The following is a 22,898-nucleotide window of genomic DNA, read 5'->3' on the forward strand; positions in this document are numbered from 1 at the left end:
GTGGCGGTGAGTTGCTGCTTCGCCGGCAACCGCTACTTCGTCAGCTGCGCCAGCTCCTGGTCGGTGTTCTTGGACACCCGGCGGCGCACGCCGAACCAGCCGGCGACCAGCAGCACGGCGATCACCGGGATGAGCAGCAGGGTCTTGCGGCCGACCTCCGGGTCGTTCCACATCATGCCGAGGCAGACCAGCAGGAAGGTGATCGTGGCGATCTCCGTCACCGGGCTGCCCTTCAGGCGGAAGTGCGGCCGGGTGGCCAGGCCCGCGCGGGCACGGCGGACGAAGATCATGTGGCAGAGCATGATGATCACCCAGGTGCTGATGATGCCGAGGGAGGCGATGTTCAGCACGATCTCGAAGGCCTGGCTGGGCATCAGGTAGTTCAGGCCGACACCGAGCACGCAGACCGCGCAGGTCAGCAGGATGCCGCCGTAGGGGACCTGGCTGCGGTTCATCCGGGCGGTGAACCTGGGCGCGGAGCCCGCCATGGCCATCGAGCGCAGGATGCGGCCGGTGGAGTACAGACCGGAGTTCAGCGAGGACATGGCGGCTGTCAGGACGACCAGGTTCATCACGTCGCCGGCCGCCGGGACGCCGATCTTCGACAGGACCGTGACGAACGGGCTCTGGTCGGCGGAGTACACGGAGCCCGGCAGCAGCAGGGCGAGCAGCACGACCGAGCCGACGTAGAACAGGCCCACACGCCACATGATCGAGTTCACCGCGCGCGGGACGACCTTCTCCGGCTCGGCGGTCTCACCGGCGGCGACGCCGACCAGCTCCAGCGCGGCGTACGCGAAGATCACGCCCTGCATGACCAGGACGACGGGCATCACACCGTGCGGGAAGATCCCGCCGTGGTCGGTGATCATGCTCAGGCCGGGGGTGTGGCCGCCGACCTTGTGCTGGGTGGCGAGCAGGAAGATGCCGATCAGCATGAAGCCGACGATGGTGGCGACCTTGACGATCGCGAACCAGAACTCCATCTCGCCGAAGATCTTCACCGAGATCAGGTTCACGGCGAGGACCACCGCGAGGGCGATCAGGGCGAGCACCCACTGGGGAATGCTCGTGAACATGCTCCAGTAGTGCGTGTAGAGCGCGATCGCGGTGATGTCGGCGATGCCGGTGGTCGACCAGTTGAGGAAGTACATCCAGCCGGCGACGTAGGCGCCCTTCTCGCCGAGGAACTCGCGCGCGTACGACACGAAGGAGCCGGAGGACGGGCGGTACAGGACCAGCTCGCCCAGGGCCCGGACGACGAAGAAGGCGAAGACGCCGCAGACCAGGTAGGCCAGGGCGAGCGCAGGGCCCGCGTTGTGCAGGCGGCCGCCGGCGCCCAGGAGGAGTCCGGTGCCGATGGCGCCGCCGATGGCGATCATGTTGACGTGGCGGGCCTTGAGGTCCTTGCTGTAGCCGGCGTCGCCCGCGTCCGCGGGCGTCTGGGCCGCCTGGGGACGGGCGGCCGCCTGGGCCGATTCCACGGCTTCGTTGCTCACGGGTGGTTCTACTTCCTGGTGCGCCCGGACCTCGTGGGCCCGGGTGTCCGTACAGTTCGGCCCGCACCACCCTGGTGAGTCGCGGTACAGACCAAGGCAGCACCTTCCCAGAAAGATCACGGGTATGCGGTGGCCCATGTCACAGAGCGTCACTTCTCACATGATCCATACGGAGTACACACCGTGTTCATTCGGGGTGTCACAGTGCTGGTGAGACAGCGATACTGCTGCACATGACAAGCGAGGCCGAGGAGCCGACCCTCACCATCGACGAGCTGGCCGCCCGGGCGGGTGTCACGGTCCGCACCGTGCGCTTCTACAGCAGCAAGGGGCTGCTCCCGCCGCCGGTGATCGGTCCGCGCCGGGTCGGTCACTACGGGCCCGGGCACGTGGCACGGCTGGCCCTCATCGAGGAGTTGCAGCGGCAGGGCATGACGCTCGCTGCGATCGAGCGGTACCTGGGGCAGCTGCCGCCCGACCTCACCCCGCACGATCTGGCCATCCACCGCGCGGTGGTCACGTCGTGGGCGCCGGACCTGGTGGAGACGGTGTCGCGGCGGGAACTGGAGCGGCGCGCGGGACGGCCGCTCGCCCCCGAGGACATCGAGCGGCTGGCGGCGATGAGCGTCGTCGCGCCCGAGGACGGGGACGGGGACGGGGACGACGAGGAGACCTTCCGGGTCGACTCCGGGCTGCTCCGGCTCGGGGTCCAGCTCCTGGACGTACCGCTGTCGCAGGACGCGATCCTCGCGGCGCGCAAGGTGCTCATCGAGCACTCGCGCGCCGCGGCCCACGAACTGGCTCAGCTCTTCCGTGGCGAGGTGGCGGAGCGTGACGCCCGGGACGTGAAGTCTCTGTCGGCGCACATGCACCCGCTGGTGGTGCAGGCGCTGCTGACGACGTTCCAGCGGTCGCTGCGGGAAGAGCTGAGCGAGTGGCTCAGCGGATCACGAGCCGGCTGAGTCGCTGAACCGCTCCCCCTTCTCCGCCTTCTCCACGAGCAGCGCGGGCGGGGTGAAGCGCTCGCCGTAGCGCTCGGCGAGTTCACGCGCGCGGGCCACGAATCCGGGCAGGCCGACACCTGCCCCGGCGCCGCCGTCGTAGCCGTTGATGTACTGGAGCACACCGCCTGTCCAGCCCGGGAAGCCGATGCCGAAGATGGAGCCGATGTTGGCGTCGGCGACCGAGGTCAGGACGCCCTCTTCGAGGAGCCGTACGGTGTCGAGCGCCTCGGAGAAGAGCATCCGCTCCTGCATGTCGCGGAACGGGATCTCGTACCCGGGCTTGGTGAAGTGCTCGCGCAGCCCCGGCCACAGCCCGGCCCGCCTGCCGTCCTCCGCGTAGTCGTAGAAGCCGCCGCCGCCGCTGCGGCCGGGGCGGCCGAACTCGTCGACCATGCGGTCGATGACCGCCTCCGCCGGGTGCGCGGACCAGGTGCCGCCCGCCTCCTCGACGGCCTTCTTCGACTCGTTGCGGATCTTGCGCGGCAGGGTGAGGGTCAGCTCGTCCATGAGAGAGAGCACCTTGGCCGGGTAGCCGGCCTGGGCGGCGGCCTGCTCGACGGAGGCGGGCTCGACGCCCTCGCCGACCATGGCGACGCCCTCGTTGATGAAGTGGCCGATCACCCGGGAGGTGAAGAAGCCGCGCGAGTCGTTGACGACGATCGGCGTCTTGTTGATCTGCCGGACCAGGTCGAACGCGCGCGCGAGAGCCTCGTCGCCGGTGCGCTCCCCCTTGATGATCTCGACCAGGGGCATCTTGTCGACGGGCGAGAAGAAGTGCAGTCCGATGAAGTCGCCTTGCCGCTCCACGCCCTCGGCGAGGGCGGTGATGGGCAGGGTGGAGGTGTTGGAGCACAGCAGCGCGTCGGGGGCGACGACCGACTCGATCTCCTGGAACACCTTGTGCTTGAGAGCCGTGTCCTCGAAGACGGCTTCGATGACGGCGTCGCAGCCCGCGAGGTCCGCCGCCTCGGCGGTCGGGGTGATGCGGGCGAGCAGCGCGTCGGCCTTCTCCTGGCTGGTACGCCCCCTGGCGACGGCCTTGGCGCACAGCTTCTCGGAGTAGCCCTTGCCCTTGACGGCCGCTTCGAGGGAGACGTCCTTCAGCACGACCTCGATGCCCGCACGGGCGCACGAGTACGCGATGCCGGCGCCCATCATGCCGGCGCCGAGGACGGCGACCTTGCGGACCGGGCGGGGCTCGATGCCCTTGGGGCGGTTGGCGCCGGAGTTGACGGCCTGGAGGTCGAAGAAGAACGCCTGGATCATGTTCTTCGAGGTCTGCCCGGCGGCCAGCTCCACGAAGTAGCGGGCCTCGATGACCTGGGCGGTCTCGAAGTCGACCTGGGAGCCCTCGACGGCCGCGGCGAGGATGTTGCGCGGGGCCGGGTAGGGGGCGCCGTTGGTCTGCTTGCGCAGGGTGGCCGGGAAGGCGGGCAGGTTGGCGGCGAACTTGGGGTTGGCCGGCGTGCCGCCGGGGATCTTGTAGCCCGGCTTGTCCCAGGGCTGCTGCGACTCGGGGTTGGCGTCGATGAAGGCGCGGGCCTTGGCGAGCAGTTCCTCCGGCGTGGCGGCGACCTCGTGGACGAGACCGTTCTCCTGGGCGCGCCCGGCGTTGTACTGCTGGCCCTGGAGGAGCACCTTCAGGAGGGCGTCCGCGATGCCCAGCAGCCGTACGGTGCGGACGACTCCGCCGCCTCCGGGAAGCAGGCCGAGGGTGACCTCGGGGCAGCCGATCTTGGTGCCGGAGGTGTCGAGGGCGACCCGGTGGTGGCAGGCGAGGGCCAGTTCGAAACCGCCGCCCAGGGCGGCGCCGTTGATCGCCGCGACGACCGGCTTGCCGAGGGTCTCGATGCGGCGCAGGTTGCGCTTGATGGCGAGGCCGCCGTCGAACAGGTCCTGCGCGGTCTCCGGCGTGACCCGGATCAGGTCGCGCAGGTCGCCGCCCGCGAAGAAGGTCTTCTTCGCCGAGGTGAAGATGATGCCGCGGATGGAGTCCTGCTCGGCCTCCAGGCGGTCGGTGATGGCGGCGAGGGAGTCGCGGAACGCCTGGTTCATGGTGTTCGCGGACTGGTTGGGGTCGTTGAGGACGAGGGTGACGACACCGGTGTCGTCCTGCTCCCAGCGGATGGTGGTGCTCTCGGTCATGACAGTCGTCTCCGTTGAAGTCTCGTGATTCCGCGGGGAGTTCAGATGCGCTCGACGATGGTGGCGATGCCCATGCCGCCGCCCACGCAGAGGGTGGCGAGGCCGTACCGCTTGTCCTGGCGCTCCAGTTCGTCCACGAGCGAGCCGAGGATCATCGCGCCGGTCGCGCCGAGCGGGTGGCCGAGGGCGATGGCGCCGCCGTTGACGTTGACCTTGTCCAGGGACAGGCCCATGTCCTTCACGAAGCGCAGCACGACCGCGGCGAACGCCTCGTTGATCTCGACCAGGTCGATGTCGTCGATGGTCAGGCCGGCCTTGGCGAGCGCCTTGCGGGTGGCGGGCGCCGGTCCGGTGAGCATGATGGTGGGCTCGGAGCCGGAGACCGCCGCGGAGACGATCCGCGCGCGCGGGGTGAGGCCGTGGCGCTCGCCGACCTCCTTGGAGCCGATCGCGACCAGCGAGGCGCCGTCCACGATGCCGGAGGAGTTGCCCGCGTGGTGGACGTGGTCGATCTTCTCCACCCAGTGGTACTTCTGCAGCGCGACGGCGTCGAAGCCGCCCAGCTCGCCGATGTCCGCGAAGGACGCCTTGAGCTTCGCGAGGGAGTCGGCGGTGGTGCCCGGGCGCATGTGCTCGTCGTGGTCGAGGACGACCAGGCCACTGCGGTCCTTGACGGGGACGACGGAGCGGTCGAAGCGGCCCTCCTTCCAGGCGGTCGCGGCGCGCTCCTGGGACAGTGCCGCGTACTCGTCGACGTCCTGCCGGGAGAAGCCCTCGATGGTGGCGATGAGGTCGGCGCCGATGCCCTGCGGCACGAAGTTGACGGCCAGGTTGGTCATCGGGTCGTTGAACCAGGCGCCGCCGTCCGAGGCCATCGGCACGCGCGACATGGACTCCACGCCACCGGCCAGCACCAGGTCCTCCCAGCCCGAGCGGACCTTCATGGCGGCCAGGTTGACCGCCTCGAGACCCGAGGCACAGAAGCGGTTCTCCTGGACGCCCGCGACCGTGTCCGGCAGCCCGGCGGCGATCGCGGCGATCCGGGCGATGTCGGAGCCCTGGTCGCCGACCGGACCGACGACGCCGAGGACGATGTCGTCGATCGCGGCCGGGTCGAGGCCCGGGAAGCGGTCCCGGATCTCGTGGATCAGGCCGACGACCAGGTCGATGGGCTTCGTGCCGTGCAGGGCGCCGTTCGCCTTGCCGCGGCCGCGCGGGGTGCGGATCGCGTCGTACACGTACGCTTCGGTGCTCACTGATGTGCCTTTCGGGAGGGTGGGCCGAGCGGGAGTCGGTCGCCGAGGGCGGGTGGTCGTCGGGTGGGCGGGGTCAGTCGCCCTCGGTGACGAGGTCGTCGTTCACGAGGTCAGGTATGCCCCAGTCGCGCGCCACCGTCCCGGTGTCGGCGCCCGGCAGGGCCGGGCCGGTGCGGACCGTGGTGGGGGTCGCGGAGAACCGGGGCGCGGGGGCGGGCTGGGTGATGCCGCCGTGGTCGGTGAAGGTGCCGCGGGCGGCCAGGTGCGGATGGTGCGGGGCCTCGCCGAGGGAGAGGACGGGGGCCACGCAGGCGTCGGAGCCCTCGAAGAGGGCCGTCCACTCGTCCCGCGTGCGCGACTTGAAGCGGGCGGCGACGCGTTCGCGCAGCTCGCCCCAGCGGGTCCAGTCCTTGCGGGCCGGGACCAGGTCGTCGAGGCCGAGCAGGTGCAGGAACTCCTCGTAGAACTGCGTCTCCAGGGCGCCGACCGCCATGTGGCCGCCGTCGGCCGTCTCGTAGGTGCCGTAGTACGGGCAGCCGCCGTCCAGGAGGTTGGCGCCGCGCCGGTCCTGCCAGCCGCCGGCGGCGAGCATGCCGTGGATCATCGCGGACAGGTGCGCGGTGCCGTCCACGATGGCCGCGTCCACGACCTGGCCGGTACCCGTCGCGCGTGCGTGGTGCAGGGCGGCGAGGACGCCGACGACCAGGTAGAGGGAGCCGCCCGCGTAGTCGCCGAGCAGGTTGGCGGGGACGGCCGGGGGCTCGTCCGGGCGGCCGATCATGCCGAGGGTGCCGGTGAGGGCGATGTACGCCACGTCGTGGCCCGCGCGGTCGGCCAGCGGGCCGTCCTGTCCCCAGCCGGTCATGCGGCCGTAGACCAGACGGGGGTTGCGGGCGTGGCAGTCCTCGGGGCCGACGCCGAGCCGCTCGGCCACCCCGGGGCGGTAGCCCTCGACGAGGATGTCGGCCCGTGCGGCGAGGTCCAGGACGCGTGCGGGGCCGTCCGGCGCCTTGAGGTCGACGACCACCGAGCGCTTGTTGCGGTTGGTCACGTCGTACGCGGGGTCGATCCCGAGGCCCGGACCACCCGGGCGGTCGACCCGGACCACGTCGGCGCCCAGGTCGGCGAGGAGCATGGCGGCGAACGGACCCGGTCCGATGCCTGCCAGCTCCACCACGCGCACGCCGGAGAGCGGGCCGTGCCCCGACGTCGTCGGCGTCCCTGCCGTCGTCATGCGTCCTGCCCCCAAGCCATGTGACACAACTGATGTAACACCGGTGATGCTAAGAACACGTTCCACCGGACACAAGACCTGAACGAGCAAGCGCTTAGCCAAGTGCCCGGCCGGACCTGCCGAGGCCGTGTCGGGAGTCCGTACGCTTCACGCTAGCCTCAGCCACCGACAGCGGCGCGGCTGCACGACCAAGGGGTGTCATGAGCAGGCTGAAAAGGACGGACCGTCCCTACGACATCGTGCTCTTCGGGGCCACCGGCTTCGTCGGCACGCTCACCGCGGAGTACCTCGCCGCGCACGGACCCGACGACCTCCGCTGGGCGATCGCCGGCCGCGACGAGGGCCGGCTGGAGCGGCTGCGCGACCGACTGCCCGGCGGCTCCGGCATAGGCGTGCTGCGGGCCGACGTGATCGAACCGGTCACCCTGCGCGCACTCGCCGAGCACGCGCGCGTGGTGGCCACGACGGTCGGGCCGTACATCAGCTACGGCGAGGAGCTCGTCGCCGCCTGCGCGGACACCGGGGCCGACTACCTCGACCTCACCGGCGAGCCGGAGTTCGTGGACCTGATGTACGTCCGGCACGACGCACGCGCGCGTGAGACCGGCGCCCGCCTCGTGCACGCCTGCGGTTTCGACTCCGTGCCGCACGACCTGGGCGTGTACTTCACGGTCCGGCAGCTGCCGGAAGGGGTGCCGCTGACCGTGGACGGGTTCGTGACCGCCGACGCGGCCTTCTCCGGGGGCACACTGGCCTCGGCGCTGAACCAGTTCGCGCGCGGGCGGCAGATGGTGGCCGCGGCCCGCGAACGCGGCCGGCACGAGCCGCGTCTGATGGGGCGCCGGGTGACGGCACCGACGGGCGTGCCGCGGTTCGCCAAGGAGGTCGGCGCCTGGGCGGTGCCGCTGCCGACGATCGACCCGCAGGTCGTGCGCCGCTCGGCGAGGGCCCTGGACCGGTACGGCCCCGACTTCCGCTACCGGCACTATGCGGCGGTCCGGCACCTGCCGGTCGCCGCGGGCGGCGTCGCCGCCGTGGGCGCGGTCGCGGCCGCCGCCCAGCTGCCGCCCGCCCGGCGCTGGTTGTCGGACCGGCTGCGGCCCGGGGACGGGCCGAGTCCGCAGAAGCGGGCGAAGAGCTGGTTCCGGGTGCGCTTCGTCGGCGAGGGCGGCGGAGAGCGCGTCTTCACCGAGGTCTCGGGCGGCGACCCGGGCTACGACGAGACGGCGAAGATGTTCGCCGAGGCGGCCCTCGGCCTGGCCTTCGACGAGCTGCCGCCGACCGCCGGTCAGGTCACCACGGCCGCCGCGATGGGCGACGCGCTGACCGAGCGGCTGCGCGCGGCGGGGATCACCTTCCGGGTGGCCGCCAAGCAGTAGCCCGCCGACGCTACATCCGCCATCCCAGCAGGGTCCAGAACATGCCGCCGATCCAGGCGAGCCCCGCCACCACGGCAAGGACCAGAGCGGCCGTCACGGCACGCTCGACGGGCTGGGCGGGACGGGTCACGGTCTTGGCGGAACGGTGCGTCGTCATGGGCGTCAGCCTGCCGTCGGGCCGGTACGGGCACATCCGTACGCGTACTCAGGCGACGTACTCACCCGGCTCGGGCCCCCCTTCTCCCTCATTTGAGACTTTCCGCGCCAGGAGTGCCCGGCCACCTGCGGCCACGCGCTCGAAGTTTCACAGGGAACTTCAATGAGACGCTGGAAGCCCAGGCCGAAGGAGGGGGAACGGAAGTGAAGTTCGTACTCGAAGTGACCGTGGACGAGGGCGCGTCGGCGGCGGACCGGGCCGGCGAGTTGGGGCGGATCCTGCGCTACTGGGGCGGGAACCTCCACCACTACGCCCTCGAACCCGGCGACGGCTCCGCCGTCCACGACTCGCGGTATCAGGAGGTGGGCGCCTGGCGCATCGACGCCTCCTGAAGCGCCCGCCGGCACAGCGCGTCGGCTCTGCGCGTGGTCTCCGGCAGGCGGAACTCCGGGGTCAGGGCCAGGGTGTGTGCCAGGGCGTTGTCGAGGCTCACCCGGTGGCCGACGGAGACGAACACCGGCTTGACGCCGTCCCGGGTGCGCAGGGCGCGGCCGACCTCCTCGCTGCCCGCGAGGAGCGGCGCGGAACTGCCCCGCGCGGGCCCGGGTTCGTCGTACGTGAAGGTGAACGGGTTCTTGGCGACGCCGATGGTCGGCAGGCCGGTGAGCACGCCGAGGTGACTGGCGAGGCCGAAGCGGCGCGGGTGGGCGAGGCCGTAGCCGTCGCACACCACCAGGCCCGGCGCGCAGGGCAGCGCGTCCAGGGCTGCGCGCACGGTCGGGATCTCACGGAAGGCGAGCAGTCCGGGAACGTACGGGAAGGAGATCCTGCCGACGGCCGTCGTCTCCGCGACGACGGCCAGGGTGGCCGCGTCCAGGACGACGGCCGCCGCGGCGACGAGGTCACGGTCGTCGTCGTAGGCGACGTCCACGCCCGTGACGTGCCCCGTCCCGGGCGGCGGCCCCGGCTCGTCGAGCTCCACCCGCCCACGCAGCTCGTCCTGTACGGCGCGGGCCTCTTCCTCGGTCGCGGGCCAGCCCGCGGGTACGCCTACGGTCGTCATGATGGCCAAGACTGTACGGCCCGCCGACACCCGTGCCGGGCCTGGGGGTAGGCTCGCGATCATGTTCGTACTGGAACTGTCCTACACCGCCCCGCTCGATGCCGTGGACGCCGTGATCCCGGCACATGTGGCCTGGCTCGACGAGCAGTACGAGAAGGGTTTCTTCCTCGCCTCCGGACGCAAGAACCCCCGCGACGGCGGCGTGATCCTGGCCGTCGCGGAGAACCGCGCCCGCATCGAGGAGGTAGCCGCGAGCGACCCGTTCATCGCCGCCGGGGTGTGCGAGTACCGCATCACGGAGTTCGTCGCCACGAAGACGGCCCCCGAACTGGCCCGGCACCGGCAGACGCTGGACTGAGTCCGGGGGCTCAGCCCTTCCTGGCGTTCAGCGCGCGCTGCAGCTCCTCCTTGTTCATGTGCGAACGGCCCTCGACACCCCGCTGCCTGGCCTCGTTGTACAGCTGGTCGTAGGTGGGCCCTTGCGGACCCTTGCCGGACCGCCGACCGCCCCGCTCGCCGGACGACATGTCCTGGGTGGAGGTGCGGCTGGCCGTCCTCGACTCGCCGGACCGGGCACGCTCCTTGTTCACCGTCCGCGCGGCGATCTCCTCGGCGCGCCGCGTGCTCTCTCCCCGGTCCAGCGCGCTCTGCTTGATGTGTTCGTACTGGCGTTCCCGCTTGGGGCTGGAACCACGTGGCATGACCGCTCACTTCCTCTCGTGCGCGGTGACCGGGTACCCGCGATCAGGCCTCCTGCATCAGCGCTCCAGCCGGGCCACCCGCCCCTTCTCTCCGGCGGCCCAGCAGCCGAGGTCGGGGGTGCAGGACACGGTGTCGTACGAGCCGGTGTCGATGGTCCGCCAGGTGCGGCCACCGTCGGTGGTCAGGTCGGTGCCGGAGGGGCCGACGGCGAGGGCGGCACTGCGGCTGTGCGGGAGCCAGGCGGCGCCGGAGCGGTAGGCGGGCGGCGGGGTCGCGGCGGGACGCCAGGTGCGGCCGCCGTCGTCGGTGACCGCGGCCGCCTGTGGCGAGGTCTGGTCGGGGCGGTAGTCGCCGCCGACCGCGAGTCCGTGCGTGCGGTCGCGGAAGGCGAGCGCGAAGACTCCCTTGGCCGGATCGCCCGCCGGAACCGGTGTGTCGGCGGCCGTCCAGGTCAGCCCGCGGTCGGCGGAGTGCAGCACGCGCGCGTGGGCGCCGCCGCCGGTCGCCAGCCAGACGTCCCGCGGACCGGAGGTGACCAGGCACTGGCCGCTCGCGGCGAAGCCGGCCTCTCCGTCCAGGGCGGCGGGCATGCCCTCGGCGGGCAGCACCCGCCAGGAGCGGCCGCCGTCACTGGTGGACAGGATGCGGAACCTGCCGTCCACGGGGTCGCTCATGGCGAGGCCGTGACGGCGGTCGAAGAAGGCGAGGCAGTCGTAGAAGGCCTTCGGGTCGGTGTTGCGGAAGGACTCCGTCCAGGTCGCACCTCCGTCGTCGGTGCGGTAGACGCGGGAGGCCTCTCCCTCGCCGATGGCCAGCACCACCGCGCGCCGCGCGTCGAACGCCTCCACGTCCCGGAACTGCAGGTCGGCCGCGCCCGGCGGAGAGACGTTCCGCCAGCTCGCCCCGCCGTCGGTGGTGCGCAGCACGGTGCCTGCCGTACCGGCCAGCCAGGCGGTGTCACGGTCGACTGCGGCCAGGCCGCGGAATCGCACCTGCGGGGTGCCGCTGTTCTTCGCCTCCCAGTGCACGGTTCCCGGGCCTCCCCGACCGAGCTGGCCCGCCTCGGCCGCCGGCACCGTCAGCGCGGCCAGCGCCGCCCCGCACGCCACCCCCGCCGCCACCAGCCGGCCCGTCCGTCCCCTGCGTCGCGTGCTCCCCAAGCGCCTCATGGCGGGCGAAGCTAGTCCACCGGCCCGCCGCCGTCCAGAGGACCTCACGGCCACACTCCCGTGCATGAATGCGGTGACCGAGGTCACTCGTTCCCGACGTGCACGCAATGGCCGATTCCATCGTCTCTTCCAGTACCAGGCCCCACCCGCCCGGGAGCACGTCCAGCCGTCACGAGGGAGCAAGGCGTTGTCCACCGTCATCGAGCAGCCCGTAGAGGCCCGCCTCGTCGCCGCCGCACCGCGCATGCCGAGCATTCCCGCCAAGCTGCGCTACGACCGGAGCGACCCGTTCGCCGTCCGCATGACCTTTCCGGCCCCGGCCACCCTGGAGGGTGTCGAGGTCTGCTGGACCTTCTCCCGCGAGCTGCTCGCGGCCGGGCTGCACGGCCCGGAGGGCTTCGGTGACGTGCGCGTACGGCCGTACGGCTACGACCGCACCGTACTGGAGTTCCACGCCCCCGAGGGCACCGCGATCGTGCACGTGCGCTCCGGCGAGATCCGGCGGTTCCTGCAGGCGACCGGCGACCTGGTGCCCGTCGGCCTGGAGCACCTGCAGCTGGACCTCGACCACGACCTCGCCGAGCTGATGCGGGACGCCTGCTGACCCTGCGCGAAAAGCGCTACGCGCGCGTGAGCAACGCGTTCAGCTCGCCGTAGTCGGCCCCGCCGGCCAGCGCCCCGTACGTCCCCTCCCGCAGCAGCTCCCGCGCGGCGCGGCGGACCAGGGCGTGGGCGGCCTCGGCGAGACTCGAGCCGGCGCTGATCCGGGCGACGCCGAGCGCGGCCAGTTCGGCGACCGTCGGCGCGCCGGGGCCGACCAACACGTTGAGCGGCCCGTCGACGCCCGCGACGAGCGCCTTGACCGTCTCCGGGTCGACGGCCCCGGGGACGAAGATCCCGTCGGCCCCCGCGGCCAGGAAGGCGGCCGCGCGTTCCAGGGTGAGGTCCACTCCCCCGGCGCCGCGCAGGAAGGTGTCGATCCGCGCGTTGACGAACAGCGGCAGGCCCTCCGCGTCGGCCGCCGCACGGGCCGCGGCGATCCGCTCCGCCTGCTCGGCGACCTGCCGCAACGGCTCACCGCCCGCCGCGTGGCGGGCGTCCTCGATGTTGACGCCGACCGCGCCGGCGGCGATCACCGCACGGACGGTGTCGGCGACCCCGGCGGCGTCCTCGGCGTAGCCGCCCTCGATGTCGGCGGTGACCGGGACCCGTACCGCGTCGACGACGCGCGCGACGGCCGCGAGTGCGCGGTCACGGTCGAGCCGGTCGCCGTCGGCGGTGCCCAGCGCCCAGGCGAGCCCCGCGCTGGTGGTCGCGACGGCGGCGGCGCCCGCCTCCACGACGACGGCCGCGCTGACCGGGTCCCAGGCGTTCGGCAGGACCAGAGGGCGGCCGGGCACGTGCAGTGCGCGGAAGGCGAGGGCGGAGTCGGCAAGCGGGTGCTGAAGCGTCATGCGGGGAAGTCAAACAGCCCCGGCGGGGCGAACGCTGGCAGAAATCCGACACCAGCGTGCGCCGCGCCAGAGGCACGGAAATCGGCCACTCGGAAGCACGCGCATTAATCGCGTTGACAGCCTTTCCGGCCCGCTCCTACGGTGTACAGCGTTCCTGTTGCCGTCGATTGGAGAAGGACGTTGCTCGTCTGAGGTCCTGAGACATCGCGTTCACACCGGTGAGGTGTGCGTGGCGTTCGACCTCGGCGTCCGAGCCGTCCTCAGGCACAGGCCCTCTCTCCGTGCCCCAGGTTCTTCGGTTTCCGCCTCGCGGTGTCTCGACATGCGTCCGCCCACACCACACCGAGCAACCGCGAGGCCTGTATGTCTACTTCCCTCACCTGCACGTCCCTGTCCTTCTCCTGGCCCGACGGCACCCCCGTCTTCGGCGGCCTCGACATCGCCTTCGGCCCCGGCAGGACCGGGCTGGTCGGCGTCAACGGATCAGGGAAGTCGACCCTGTTGAAGCTGCTCGCCGGCGAAATCGGCCCGACCGACGGCGCCGTCAAGGTGACCGGCGAGGTCGGCTGTCTGCCGCAGAACGTCACGCTCGACACCACGCTCCGCGTCGACGAGGCCCTCGGCATCGCCGGCCGGCGAGCCGCCCTGCACGCCATCGAGGCGGGCGACGTGTCCGAGGAACACTTCGAGACCGTCGGCGACGACTGGGACGTCGAGGAGCGCGCCCTGGTCACACTCGGCGAACTCGGCCTCGGCCACATCGGCCTGGACCGCACCGTCGGCGAGGTGTCCGGCGGCGAGTCGGTGCTGCTGCGCCTGGCCGCACTGCTGCTGCGCCGCCCCGACATCCTGCTCCTCGACGAACCCACCAACAATCTCGACGTGTACGCGCGCCGGCGGCTGTACGCGGCCGTCGCCTCCTGGCCGGGCGTGCTGGTGGTGGTCAGCCACGACCGTGAGCTCCTGGAGCTGGTCGACCAGATCGCCGAGCTGCGCTCCGGGGAGGTCACCTGGTACGGCGGCAACTTCTCGGCCTACGAGGAGGCTCTCGCCGTGGAACAGGACGCGGCCGAGCGGATGGTGCGGGTGGCCGAGGCGGACGTGCGCAAACAGAAGCGCGAACTCGCCGACGCCCAGGTCAAGCTGGCTCGCCGCAAACGGTACGGGCAGAAGATGTTCGAGCAGAAGCGCGAGCCGAAGATCGTCATGGGCGCACGCAAACGCGCCGCCCAGGAGTCCGCGGGCAAGCACCGCATCATGCACGAGGAGAGGCTCGCCGAGGCCCGGGAGCGGCTGGACGAGGCGGTGGAGGCCGTTCGGGACGACGACGAGATCCGCGTCGACCTGCCGTACACGGCCGTACCGCCCGGCCGGCAGGTGCTCACCCTGGAGAACCTGGAACTGGCCTACGGGGCGCGTGTCCAGGGGATCCTCGATCTGCGCGGCCCGGAGCGGATCGCCCTCGTCGGCCGCAACGGTGCGGGCAAGACGACGTTGCTGCGGACCGTCGCCGGGGAGCTGGCGGCGGAGGCCGGCGAGGCGCGGGCGCACGTCCCGCTGCGGTTCCTGCCGCAGCGCCTGGACGTGCTGGACGACACGCTGACGGTCGCCGAGAACGTGGCCCGGTTCGCGCCGGGCGCCACGAACAACCGGATCCGGGCGCGCCTGGCCCGCTTCCTGTTCCGGGGCGCACGGGCCGACCAGAAGGCCGGGACGCTGTCCGGCGGCGAGCGTTTCCGGGCGGCCCTGGCCGCGCTGATGCTCGCCGAGCCCGCACCGCAACTGCTCCTGCTGGACGAGCCGACCAACAACCTCGACATGGCGAGCGTCCGGCAGCTGACCACGGCCCTGGAGTCGTACGAGGGTGCCCTGCTCGTCGCCAGCCACGACCTGCCGTTCCTGGAGTCGATCGGCATCACCCGGTGGCTGCTGATGGAGGGCGGAGAATTGAAGGAGACCACGCCCGAGACGCTCGGCGATCCGGCGTAGCCGGACCGGTGGGGGTCTCAGGTGGGGCACAGCCTGACAACGAGGGTTTTGTCCGGGCCGCCGTGCCCTGCATGATGGCGGACCGGCGCCGTATCACGGGCGCCGGAGCCGCACCGCCGATAACGAAAGGTCCCTCGTGCCCAGCAAGAAGGCCCTCGTCCGCCGCCCCAGCCCGCGCCTCGCCGAAGGCCTGGTGACGCACATCGAGCGGGAGAAGGTCGACGTGGACCTCGCCGTCGAGCAGTGGGAGGCGTACGTCGAGGCGCTGGGCGAGCACGGGTGGAAGACGATCGAGGTCGATCCGGCCGACGACTGCCCGGACTCGGTGTTCGTCGAGGACACCGTCGTCATGTACAAGAACGTGGCGTTGATCACCCGGCCCGGCGCCGAGTCCCGGCGCGCGGAGACCGCGGGGGTCGAGGAGGCCGTTGCCCGGCTCGGCTGCTCGGTGAACTGGATATGGGAACCGGGCACCTTGGACGGCGGCGACGTCCTGAAGGTCGGCGACACGGTCTACGTCGGCCGGGGCGGGCGCACCAACGCGGCCGGCGTGCAGCAGTTGCGGGCCGCCTTCGAACCGCTGGGCGCGCGCGTGGTCGCCGTACCGGTGAGCAAGGTGCTGCACCTGAAGTCGGCGGTCACCGCGCTGCCGGACGGGACGGTCATCGGGCACATCCCGATGGTGGACCGGCCGTCGCTGTTCCCGGGGTTCCTGTCGGTGCCGGAGGAGTCCGGCGCGCACGTGGTGCTGCTCGGCGGGCACAAGCTGCTCATGGCGACGAGCGCCCCGAAGACGGCGGAAATGCTCACCGATCTCGGCCACGAGGTGGTCACGGTGGACATCAGCGAGTTCGAGAAGCTCGAGGGCTGTGTGACGTGCCTCTCGGTGCGTATGCGGGAGCTGTACACCTGATCGGGTGATCCGCCACTCCGGCAGCCCCGGGACCTGTGGGTCCCGGGGCCGTTTGGCATGCCCTCGGAAAGCCGGGCCGTGGGCGCTGATCAGCGATCTTTACAACGAACTTAACCTACGGCTTCGTAACCTACGGATTCGTAGCCTACGATCTCGTAGGTTTCCGGCTCCGCTCGCCGGACCGTCCCCGTCTCTCCCCCTTCGTACGGCGTCCCCCTGGAGTTCCTGTGACGATCACCTCCCCTCACCTCGGCAGCCCGTCCGTGTGGACCGACGCGCGGCTGCTGTACGCGCTGGAGGAAGTGGTCGAGAAGGAGCTGAACCGGCATCTGCAGGTCGCCAAGGACTGGATGCCGCACGAGTACGTGCCCTGGAGCGACGGCCGTAACTTCCCCGGCCTGTTCGAGGACGGCGAGGCCTGGGACAAGGAACAGTCCAAGGTGACGGAGGTCGGCCGTATCGCTCTCGTCGTCAACCTCCTGACCGAGGACAACCTCCCCAGCTACCACCACGAGATCGCCTCGCTCTTCGGGCGCGACGGCGCCTGGGGCACCTGGGTGCACCGCTGGACGGCCGAGGAGGGCCGGCACGGCATCGTGATGCGCGACTACCTGCTCACCTCGCGCGCGGTGGACCCGGACAAGCTGGAGCAGTTCCGCATGTCCCACATGAGCGAGGGCTTCGAGTCCGACAACCGGCACTCGATGCTGCACTCGATCGCCTACGTCGCCTTCCAGGAGCTGGCGACCCGCATCTCGCACCGCAACACCGGTCACCAGTCCGGCGACCCGGTCTGCGACCGCATGCTGGCGCGCATCGCGACCGACGAGAACCTGCACATGGTCTTCTACCGCAACCTGCTGAAGGCCGCCTTCGAACTCGCTCCCGACCTGACCATGCAGGCGGTCCGGGACGTCGTGGTCAACTTCCGCATGCCCGGCCACGGCATCCCCGGCTTCGAGCGGGCCGCCGCGCAGATGGCGATCGGCGAGGTCTACAACCTGCGCATCCACCACGACGACGTTCTCCAGCCCGTGCTGCGCTTCCTGAAGATCATGGAGATCGACGGCCTCGGCCCGGAGGGCAGCCAGGCGCAGGAGGAACTCGGCCTCTTCATGGGCGGCCTGAACTCGGAGGCCGCCAAGTTCGACGAGAAGCTGGCGGCCCGCAAGGCGCGGATGGCGGCGCGGGCCGCGGGCTGAGCGGCGCTCGGGCCGTCGCCCGAGGTGGCTGTCGGTGGGACGTGCGGCCCGTTCAGTGGGACGTGCGGCGCAGGGCGAGGCGCTCCTTCTCGGAGAGGCCGCCCCAGACCCCGAAACGCTCGTCGTTGGTGAGCGCGTAGTCGAGACAGGCGGAGCGCATCTCGCACATGGCGCAGATGCGCTTCGCCTCGCGCACCGAGCTGCCGGGCTCGGGGAAGAAGAAGTCCGCCCCGGTCTGCGCGCACAGAGCCTGTGCCTGCCAGGCGGTGTCGGCCGGGGTGATCGTGTCGATGTGCATGTCCAGGATCGTGCCGGGCGGCGAAAAACGTTCGATCAACGCCGGGTCAACGGCGCGGCCGCGATGCGGGCCACCCGTTGATGCTCCACCGGAGCCCTGGGCCCCCCGATGATGCTCCGCGTGCAGACGCCCGCGCACGGCGGCGCGCGGAAGCAGTGTGAAAACCCGGAGAACCAGGCGCGGCCCCCAGGGTGACCGGGGGCGTCGGTCCGGCGCGCGGCGGCGCTCCGGCAGCGGTTGTCGGTGGGCGGTGCCAGACTCGGCAGTGCAGAGGACGGGACCCGATTCCGGACGCCCCCTTCAAGGGTTTCCGGACCCCCTTTCAAGGAGGGCGAAGATGCTCACCACCCGTTTCGTCGACGGCGCTCCGAACTGGATCGACGTCGGCACCCCCGACCTCGACGGCGCCCTCGCCTTCTACGGCGGGCTGTTCGGCTGGCAGTTCCAGTCGGCGGGGCCGGACGCCGGCGGCTACGGCTTCTTCCAGCTGGGCGGCAGGACCGTCGCCGGTGGCATGCAGACAGGACCCGACCAGGGGCCTGCGGCCTGGACGGTCTACTTCCAGAGCGAGGACGCGCAGGCCACGGCCAAGGCGGCCGAACAGGCGCACGGCAGCGTGCTGTTCCAGCCCATGGACGTGATGGGTCAGGGGCACATGGCGGTCCTCGCCGACCAGGCGGGCGTGCCGTTCGGGATCTGGCAGCCCGGGCAGACCAAGGGCGTGGACATGGCGAACGAACCGGGCGCGCTGTGCTGGGTCGAGCTGTACACGCCGGACATCGCGGCGGCCGCCGCGTTCTACCAGCGGGTCCTCGGCCTGGAGACCTCGGCCGTGCCGTTCCCGGGCGGCACGTACACCTGTGTGAACCCGGGTGGTGCCGGTGAGGACGCGATGTTCGGCGGGATGGTCCCGCTGGCCGACGACCCGACGGAGGCCGAGGCGGGCGCGTACTGGCTGCCCTACTTCGAGGTCGAGGACACAGACGCCGTGGTCGAGAAGGCGCAGCAGCTGGGCGGCGCGGTGCGCATGCCGGCGACGACCATGGAGGGCGTCGGCCGGATGGCCAAACTCGCCGACCCGTACGGCGTCCGCTTCGCGGTGATCAAGAGCGAGTCGCCGCAGGGCTGAGGCGTCGTCGGGCACGGTGTGCCCGAGCGGGCAGGGTGTGTCTAGGCGGACGCACGTCGTATCAGGGTCGTCGGCAGGACGACGCCGGAGACGGCCGCGTCCGCCGGGGCCGCGTCGCGCGTCCGGCCGGCGAGGCCACGCAGCAGGAGACGGGCCATCAGCCGGCCCATCTCCTCGATGTCCTGACGGACCGTCGTGAGCGGTGGATCGGCCTCTTCGGCGATGGGCAGCACATCGTCGAAGCCGATGACGGCCACGTCGTCCGGCACGCGCCGGCCCCGCTCGCGCAGCACGCGCAGGGCGCCGAGCGCGGTGAGGTCGTTGGCGGCGAACACCGCGTCCACGTCCGGGCAGCGGTCGAGCAGTTCCCGCATGGCGCGCTCGCCGCCGCCGGGGGTGAAGTCGCTCTCCACGACGAGCCGGGCGTCGGCGTCGCCCACCACGTCCCGGTAGCCGTCGAGCCGGTCCACCGCGGAGGTCTGGTCCAGCGCACCGGTGATGTGCGCGATCCGGGTGCGGCCGAGGTCCACGAGGTGGTGTACGGCCTCACGGGCGCCGCCCCGGTTGTCACTGTCGACGTACACCGGACCGGGAGTGCCGTCGCTCCAGTCGGGACGGCCGCCGAACACGGTGGGCACGCCCGCGTTCCGGATCAGGCCGGGCAGCGGGTCGTCGAGGTGGAGGGAGAAGACGAGCGCGCCGTCGACATGGCCTCCGGCGAGATAGCGGGCGACACGGGCGTGGTCGGCGCGGCCCTCGGTCAGCAGCAGCACGAGCTGGTTGTCGTGGGCCGTCAGCTCCTTGCTGATGCCGCGCAGTTGCAGCGCGAAGAAGGGGTCGGCGAAGACCCGGGCCTCGGGTTCGGCGATGACGACGGCGACGGCGTCGTGCCGCTTGGTGACCAGGCTGCGTGCGGCCTGGTTGGGCACGTACCCGAGTTCCTCGACCGCCTGCCGGACCCGTTCGACCAGGGGCTCCCTGACCCCGTCGCCGCCGTTGACGACCCGTGACACGGTGGCCCGGGACACCCCGGCCCGCGCGGCCACGGCCTCCAGCGTGGGACGCGACACTGCCTCGGTCACTTCGGGACTCCTCATCGGCGGCTGGCGATCAGGATAACCGCGGTGCGGTGGGGCCGTCGGGGCCGGAAAAGGGGTTGCCCCCAGCAGCTCCCCAAGTGAGGATCGCCGCATGAAGACGAGAAAGGCTCATGCCGGCTGAGCGCCCCGAGACGCGGCTCGTGCCCTACGCACGGCTGCCGCGCACCTACCGCGACCGGCACATCGTCCACAGCTCGGTCGACGCGTTCGGCCGGGCACACTGGCTGCTCACCGAGCAGCCGCCCGAGAACCTGGACACCGATCCGTACGACGCGCTGGTGGTGACCGTCGGGGAGGGCGCGTGCCACGAGACGTACCTGCACGCGGTGCTGCCCTGGCGCCCCCGTGTCGAGGCCCTGCCCGACGGCGGGTTCGTGCTGGCGGCGCCCCGGGCGGACACGAGCGACGGGCAGCAGGTCCAGGTCTTCGACGCACTGGGCCGGACGACCGGCACCTTCCGCGTGGGAGACGGCATCGAACACCTCCTGGCCGACCGGGCGGGAGACCTCTGGCTCGGGTACTTCGACGAGGGCGTCTACGGCGACGCGTTGAGCGCGCCCGGCCTGCGCCGCTGGAGCATCACGGGCGAACCCCTGTGGTCCTACAGTCCGGTGCCCGGCGCGGGACAGATCGACGACTGCTACACCTTGAACGTGGCGGGGCGCACCGCCTGGGCGTGCCCGTACGCCTGCTTCCCGCTCATCGAGGTGGACGAGGGCCAGGTCGTGCGGGTGCGACAGAACCCGGTGCGGGGTGCGAACGGGCTCTCCGTCCTGGGCGAACGGGCCGTGTTCTTCAGCGGATACGGCGACGACCGCGACCGGCTCGTCGACTGCCGTCTGACGGAGACCTCCGTGGAGCCGGTGGCCGAGAGCCGCCTGGTCCGCCCCGACGGCGGCCGGCTCGGTCGGCGCCGGGTCGTCTCCCGTGGCTCCCGGATCCATGTGCAGGTCAAACCGTTCACCGAGTGGTTCGTGTTCGACCTCGCGTGAGGGTTTTCCACAGGCCCGGGCCGTTGTCAGTGGCGTGCGGCATCCTGTGATCAGTGGCGGAACACGCGCCATGAACCACGGGGAGGGCTGGATGTTCGGGGGGATCGACGACGTCGACTGGGCGTCGATGGGGCATGCGTACACGGAATCGGCGACCGATGTGCCGGAGCTGCTGTGGGGGTTGGCGTCGGACGACCCGGAGCGCAGGGAGATCGCGCTGGACGGCATGTACGGCGCGGTGCACCACCAGGGGGATGTGTACGACAGCACGGTCGCCTGCGTCCCGTTCCTGTTCGAGCTGGTCGCGAACCCGTCGATCGCGGACCGGGGTGCGGTGATCGGCCTGCTGTGCAGCATCGCCCACGTCTCGGACGAGGACGAGTGGGACGAGGAGGAGGCCGAGGCCTTCGCGGAATTCGACGAGGACGAACACGAGGAATGGCTGCGGCACTTCTTCGTGGCGCGTGACCTGGTCCGCGAGCGGGCCGGGGACTTCATCGGGCTGCTCGGCGATCCGGATCCCGGGGTGCGGGCCGCCGTGCCGGGTGCGCTGGCGCGGCTGCACCCGGAGCCGGTGCGGGTGTTCGGCGCCCTGCGTGATCGGGTGCCCGCGGAGACCGACCCGGAGGCCGCCCGGTCGCTGGCGCGCGCCCTGGGCACACTGGCCGGACGGCACCCCGCCGAGCTGGGCGCCGAGGCGGTCCAGGTGCTGAAGGATCTCGTCTCCGGCACCCCCGATCCCCAACTGCGGATGACGGCACTGGCCCGGCTGGCGCGCAGTGCGCCCGGTGAACTGCCGCCGGACACCGTGGAGATCGCGTTGGACGTGATGCGGCTGGCCCGGGAGGCGGACGACCTGGGCCCGCCGCCCGCCACGCCCGAGCGGCCGCGCACGGCCACTCTGATCTCCCATGTGCGCGAGCTGCACGCGGAGCACCGCCGCAGCCTGGACCTGGACGATGCGGCGGACCTGCTCGAAGAGCTGCACACGGAGCTGCGCGACCGGGTCGACCTGCGCTTCCCGCTCCTCGTCGGCCAGTTGGGCAGCCCCAGTCTGCGCCAGCGCAGGCACGCCGTCGGCATGGCGGGACGGCTGCTGACCGGGTGGCGGGCTCCCGACGACGAACCGATGCTGGCGCTGGCCCGACTGCTGGCCGACGACGATCTGCGGCTGCAGAAGGAGGTGCTGTCGGAACTGCGGTATCTCGCGCCGGTGGCACACCGCGTGTCCGAGGGGGTGGCGGCGTACGTCGAGAGCTGGGAGGGTCGCCCGCTGGAGACCGACACGGTCTTCCGGGACATGGCCCTCGGCATGGCGCTCGAGGTGCTGGCGCTGCAGGGCGACGGCCGGATCGTGCCGGCGCTCACCCATGTGCTCGAAGTGGTCGAGTTGCCGGAGAAGCTGTCCCGGTGGCTCGAGGCGCTCGGTCCCGAGGCGGCGGCTCCGCTCGGCCCCGTGCTCCACGACCGGCTGGCCCGACTGGACCACCGCACACCGTCCGCGGAGCTGGACGGCCTCGTCGAGGCCCTGGGCACACTTCGGCACGCCGAGTCGGTGCCCCTGCTGACCCGCGTCCTGGCCGAGGCCGAGCGCTTCCGGACGACACGGGAGGTCCTGGAGGCCCTCTCCGCCTACGGCCCGCAGGCTGCCGAAGCAGCCCCGCTGGTGAGGCGGTTGTGGGACGACGACACCCTCGCGGACGAGCACCGCATCCATGTCGCACACGCCCTGTGGGCCCTGACCGGCGAAGCGGACGCGGTGCTCCCCGTCGTCCGCAAGGGCCTGCGGTCGCGCTCGTGGAGCCCGTGGTACGCGGCCCTGCAGCTGGCCGAGTCCCTGGGCCGGGCCGGTGCCGCACTCGCACCCACCTTCCGCGAGATGATCGCGGACGGCCACACGCCCGCCCGGGCGGCAGTGGGCCTGTGGCAGGTCACCGGGGAGACGGACGAGACGCTCCCCGTGCTCCTGACCGAGTGGTCGGCCACGCCGGCTCAACGCCCCGCCATGGCCCGCTGCCTGGCGGGCATGGGCCCGGCGGCCGTACCCGCGCTTCCGCTGATACGCGCGGAGCTGGCCTCGCCCCGCCGCCACAACAACGACGACTCCACCGGCAACATGCGCTACGACGTTCCCACCGACGTGGCCCTCCAGCAGGACTGCCGGCGCGTGCTGGCCGGGTTCGGCGAGCGGATCGACAGCCCGGTGCGCTAGC

Annotated in this window: 22 protein-coding genes; 11 read left to right on the forward strand and 11 right to left on the reverse strand. The window is 71.7% G+C overall.

The window, feature by feature from the left end:
• Window positions 1–32: 32 nt before the first annotated feature.
• Window positions 33–1,499, reverse strand: a complete 1,467-nt coding sequence (locus ACIF83_RS09030; protein WP_393470198.1) for an amino acid permease — start codon at window positions 1,497–1,499, stop codon at window positions 33–35.
• A 233-nt stretch (window positions 1,500–1,732) separates the two neighbouring features.
• Between ACIF83_RS09030 and ACIF83_RS09035 the strand changes: the two genes are divergently transcribed.
• Entirely contained in the window at window positions 1,733–2,461 is a 729-nt protein-coding gene (locus ACIF83_RS09035; RefSeq protein ID WP_398137731.1) for a MerR family transcriptional regulator, read from the forward strand.
• On the opposite strand, the gene ACIF83_RS09040 is transcribed toward ACIF83_RS09035, so the two are convergent.
• From ACIF83_RS09040 to ACIF83_RS09050, 3 genes are all read right to left on the reverse strand, one after another.
• Window positions 2,447–4,648, reverse strand: a complete 2,202-nt coding sequence (locus tag ACIF83_RS09040) for a 3-hydroxyacyl-CoA dehydrogenase NAD-binding domain-containing protein (RefSeq protein ID WP_399724798.1) — start codon at window positions 4,646–4,648, stop codon at window positions 2,447–2,449. The genes ACIF83_RS09035 and ACIF83_RS09040 overlap by 15 nt on opposite strands.
• A 41-nt stretch (window positions 4,649–4,689) precedes the next feature.
• Window positions 4,690–5,904 (reverse strand): acetyl-CoA C-acetyltransferase, encoded by a 1,215-nt coding sequence (locus ACIF83_RS09045; protein ID WP_399724801.1) that lies wholly within the window; start codon window positions 5,902–5,904, stop codon window positions 4,690–4,692.
• A gap of 73 nt (window positions 5,905–5,977) precedes the next feature.
• The gene (locus tag ACIF83_RS09050; protein ID WP_393470187.1) at window positions 5,978–7,138 is read right to left on the reverse strand and encodes a CaiB/BaiF CoA transferase family protein; all 1,161 of its coding nucleotides are present in this window, start codon (window positions 7,136–7,138) and stop codon (window positions 5,978–5,980) included.
• 200 nt (window positions 7,139–7,338) lie between these two features.
• On the opposite strand from ACIF83_RS09050, the gene ACIF83_RS09055 reads away from it, so the two are divergent.
• The gene (locus ACIF83_RS09055; RefSeq protein ID WP_399724805.1) at window positions 7,339–8,517 is read left to right on the forward strand and encodes a saccharopine dehydrogenase family protein; all 1,179 of its coding nucleotides are present in this window, start codon (window positions 7,339–7,341) and stop codon (window positions 8,515–8,517) included.
• A gap of 10 nt (window positions 8,518–8,527) precedes the next feature.
• On the opposite strand, the gene mmpA is transcribed toward ACIF83_RS09055, so the two are convergent.
• Window positions 8,528–8,674 (reverse strand): morphogenic membrane protein MmpA, encoded by a 147-nt coding sequence (gene mmpA, locus ACIF83_RS09060; protein WP_393470182.1) that lies wholly within the window; start codon window positions 8,672–8,674, stop codon window positions 8,528–8,530.
• Window positions 8,675–8,877: 203 nt separating this feature from the next.
• Here mmpA and ACIF83_RS09065 point away from each other — a divergent pair, with 203 nt between their 5' ends.
• A complete protein-coding gene (locus ACIF83_RS09065) occupies window positions 8,878–9,066 on the forward strand; it encodes a hypothetical protein (protein ID WP_393470180.1) in 189 nt (62 codons plus the stop codon).
• Here ACIF83_RS09065 and ACIF83_RS09070 read toward each other — a convergent pair.
• Window positions 9,030–9,737 carry an endonuclease V gene (locus ACIF83_RS09070; RefSeq protein WP_399724808.1) on the reverse strand — a complete coding sequence of 236 codons (708 nt, stop codon included), beginning with the start codon at window positions 9,735–9,737 and terminating at the stop codon, window positions 9,030–9,032. The genes ACIF83_RS09065 and ACIF83_RS09070 overlap by 37 nt on opposite strands.
• A gap of 61 nt (window positions 9,738–9,798) precedes the next feature.
• Between ACIF83_RS09070 and ACIF83_RS09075 the strand changes: the two genes are divergently transcribed.
• Window positions 9,799–10,095 (forward strand): YciI family protein, encoded by a 297-nt coding sequence (locus ACIF83_RS09075; RefSeq protein WP_399724811.1) that lies wholly within the window; start codon window positions 9,799–9,801, stop codon window positions 10,093–10,095.
• A 10-nt stretch (window positions 10,096–10,105) separates the two neighbouring features.
• On the opposite strand, the gene ACIF83_RS09080 is transcribed toward ACIF83_RS09075, so the two are convergent.
• Both ACIF83_RS09080 and ACIF83_RS09085 read right to left on the reverse strand, forming a co-directional pair.
• On the reverse strand, window positions 10,106–10,438 hold the full coding sequence (locus ACIF83_RS09080; protein WP_393470173.1) for a plasmid stabilization protein: 333 nt from the start codon (window positions 10,436–10,438) through the stop codon (window positions 10,106–10,108).
• 57 nt (window positions 10,439–10,495) lie between these two features.
• Window positions 10,496–11,608: a WD40/YVTN/BNR-like repeat-containing protein gene (locus tag ACIF83_RS09085; RefSeq protein WP_399724815.1), complete on the reverse strand. Its 1,113-nt coding sequence runs from the start codon at window positions 11,606–11,608 to the stop codon at window positions 10,496–10,498.
• A gap of 187 nt (window positions 11,609–11,795) precedes the next feature.
• On the opposite strand from ACIF83_RS09085, the gene ACIF83_RS09090 reads away from it, so the two are divergent.
• Entirely contained in the window at window positions 11,796–12,212 is a 417-nt protein-coding gene (locus ACIF83_RS09090; RefSeq protein WP_386577770.1) for an SsgA family sporulation/cell division regulator, read from the forward strand.
• A 16-nt stretch (window positions 12,213–12,228) separates the two neighbouring features.
• On the opposite strand, the gene ACIF83_RS09095 is transcribed toward ACIF83_RS09090, so the two are convergent.
• Window positions 12,229–13,062 carry an isocitrate lyase/phosphoenolpyruvate mutase family protein gene (locus tag ACIF83_RS09095; protein ID WP_393470168.1) on the reverse strand — a complete coding sequence of 278 codons (834 nt, stop codon included), beginning with the start codon at window positions 13,060–13,062 and terminating at the stop codon, window positions 12,229–12,231.
• A 363-nt stretch (window positions 13,063–13,425) separates the two neighbouring features.
• On the opposite strand from ACIF83_RS09095, the gene ACIF83_RS09100 reads away from it, so the two are divergent.
• From ACIF83_RS09100 to ACIF83_RS09110, 3 genes are all read left to right on the forward strand, one after another.
• Window positions 13,426–15,051, forward strand: coding sequence for an ABC-F family ATP-binding cassette domain-containing protein (locus ACIF83_RS09100; RefSeq protein ID WP_399724819.1), 1,626 nt, complete (start codon window positions 13,426–13,428; stop codon window positions 15,049–15,051).
• A 136-nt stretch (window positions 15,052–15,187) separates the two neighbouring features.
• Window positions 15,188–15,964, forward strand: coding sequence for a dimethylargininase (gene ddaH, locus ACIF83_RS09105; RefSeq protein ID WP_393470162.1), 777 nt, complete (start codon window positions 15,188–15,190; stop codon window positions 15,962–15,964).
• 227 nt (window positions 15,965–16,191) lie between these two features.
• Entirely contained in the window at window positions 16,192–17,166 is a 975-nt protein-coding gene (locus ACIF83_RS09110; RefSeq protein ID WP_393470159.1) for an acyl-ACP desaturase, read from the forward strand.
• 52 nt (window positions 17,167–17,218) lie between these two features.
• On the opposite strand, the gene ACIF83_RS09115 is transcribed toward ACIF83_RS09110, so the two are convergent.
• Window positions 17,219–17,464 carry a WhiB family transcriptional regulator gene (locus tag ACIF83_RS09115; RefSeq protein WP_386577765.1) on the reverse strand — a complete coding sequence of 82 codons (246 nt, stop codon included), beginning with the start codon at window positions 17,462–17,464 and terminating at the stop codon, window positions 17,219–17,221.
• Between the two features lie 337 nt (window positions 17,465–17,801).
• Here ACIF83_RS09115 and ACIF83_RS09120 point away from each other — a divergent pair, with 337 nt between their 5' ends.
• A complete protein-coding gene (locus ACIF83_RS09120; protein ID WP_399724824.1) occupies window positions 17,802–18,593 on the forward strand; it encodes a VOC family protein in 792 nt (263 codons plus the stop codon).
• Window positions 18,594–18,634: 41 nt separating this feature from the next.
• Here ACIF83_RS09120 and ACIF83_RS09125 read toward each other — a convergent pair whose 3' ends face one another.
• Window positions 18,635–19,675 carry a LacI family DNA-binding transcriptional regulator gene (locus ACIF83_RS09125; protein ID WP_399724827.1) on the reverse strand — a complete coding sequence of 347 codons (1,041 nt, stop codon included), beginning with the start codon at window positions 19,673–19,675 and terminating at the stop codon, window positions 18,635–18,637.
• A gap of 128 nt (window positions 19,676–19,803) precedes the next feature.
• On the opposite strand from ACIF83_RS09125, the gene ACIF83_RS09130 reads away from it, so the two are divergent.
• Together ACIF83_RS09130 and ACIF83_RS09135 are read left to right on the forward strand one after the other, a co-directional pair.
• Window positions 19,804–20,685 carry a hypothetical protein gene (locus ACIF83_RS09130; protein WP_399724830.1) on the forward strand — a complete coding sequence of 294 codons (882 nt, stop codon included), beginning with the start codon at window positions 19,804–19,806 and terminating at the stop codon, window positions 20,683–20,685.
• Between the two features lie 70 nt (window positions 20,686–20,755).
• Entirely contained in the window at window positions 20,756–22,897 is a 2,142-nt protein-coding gene (locus tag ACIF83_RS09135; protein ID WP_399724833.1) for a HEAT repeat domain-containing protein, read from the forward strand.
• Window position 22,898 lies beyond the last annotated feature (1 nt).

This window comes from Streptomyces sp. NPDC085866 (assembly GCF_044541035.1).
Classification (GTDB): Bacteria; Actinomycetota; Actinomycetes; order Streptomycetales; family Streptomycetaceae; genus Streptomyces.

Coding starts and splice junctions, on each gene's coding strand:
- ACIF83_RS09075 (WP_399724811.1), top strand. CDS start 9,799: ATGTTCGTACTGGAACTGTCCTACACCGCCCCGCTCGATGCCGTGGAC.
- ACIF83_RS09080 (WP_393470173.1), bottom strand. CDS start 10,438: ATGCCACGTGGTTCCAGCCCCAAGCGGGAACGCCAGTACGAACACATC.
- ACIF83_RS09130 (WP_399724830.1), top strand. CDS start 19,804: ATGCCGGCTGAGCGCCCCGAGACGCGGCTCGTGCCCTACGCACGGCTG.
- ACIF83_RS09040 (WP_399724798.1), bottom strand. CDS start 4,648: ATGACCGAGAGCACCACCATCCGCTGGGAGCAGGACGACACCGGTGTC.
- ACIF83_RS09100 (WP_399724819.1), top strand. CDS start 13,426: ATGTCTACTTCCCTCACCTGCACGTCCCTGTCCTTCTCCTGGCCCGAC.
- ACIF83_RS09055 (WP_399724805.1), top strand. CDS start 7,339: ATGAGCAGGCTGAAAAGGACGGACCGTCCCTACGACATCGTGCTCTTC.
- ACIF83_RS09050 (WP_393470187.1), bottom strand. CDS start 7,138: ATGACGACGGCAGGGACGCCGACGACGTCGGGGCACGGCCCGCTCTCC.
- mmpA (WP_393470182.1), bottom strand. CDS start 8,674: ATGACGACGCACCGTTCCGCCAAGACCGTGACCCGTCCCGCCCAGCCC.
- ACIF83_RS09135 (WP_399724833.1), top strand. CDS start 20,756: ATGAACCACGGGGAGGGCTGGATGTTCGGGGGGATCGACGACGTCGAC.
- ACIF83_RS09095 (WP_393470168.1), bottom strand. CDS start 13,062: ATGACGCTTCAGCACCCGCTTGCCGACTCCGCCCTCGCCTTCCGCGCA.
- ACIF83_RS09070 (WP_399724808.1), bottom strand. CDS start 9,737: ATGACGACCGTAGGCGTACCCGCGGGCTGGCCCGCGACCGAGGAAGAG.
- ACIF83_RS09035 (WP_398137731.1), top strand. CDS start 1,733: ATGACAAGCGAGGCCGAGGAGCCGACCCTCACCATCGACGAGCTGGCC.
- ACIF83_RS09085 (WP_399724815.1), bottom strand. CDS start 11,608: ATGAGGCGCTTGGGGAGCACGCGACGCAGGGGACGGACGGGCCGGCTG.
- ACIF83_RS09115 (WP_386577765.1), bottom strand. CDS start 17,464: ATGCACATCGACACGATCACCCCGGCCGACACCGCCTGGCAGGCACAG.
- ACIF83_RS09120 (WP_399724824.1), top strand. CDS start 17,802: ATGCTCACCACCCGTTTCGTCGACGGCGCTCCGAACTGGATCGACGTC.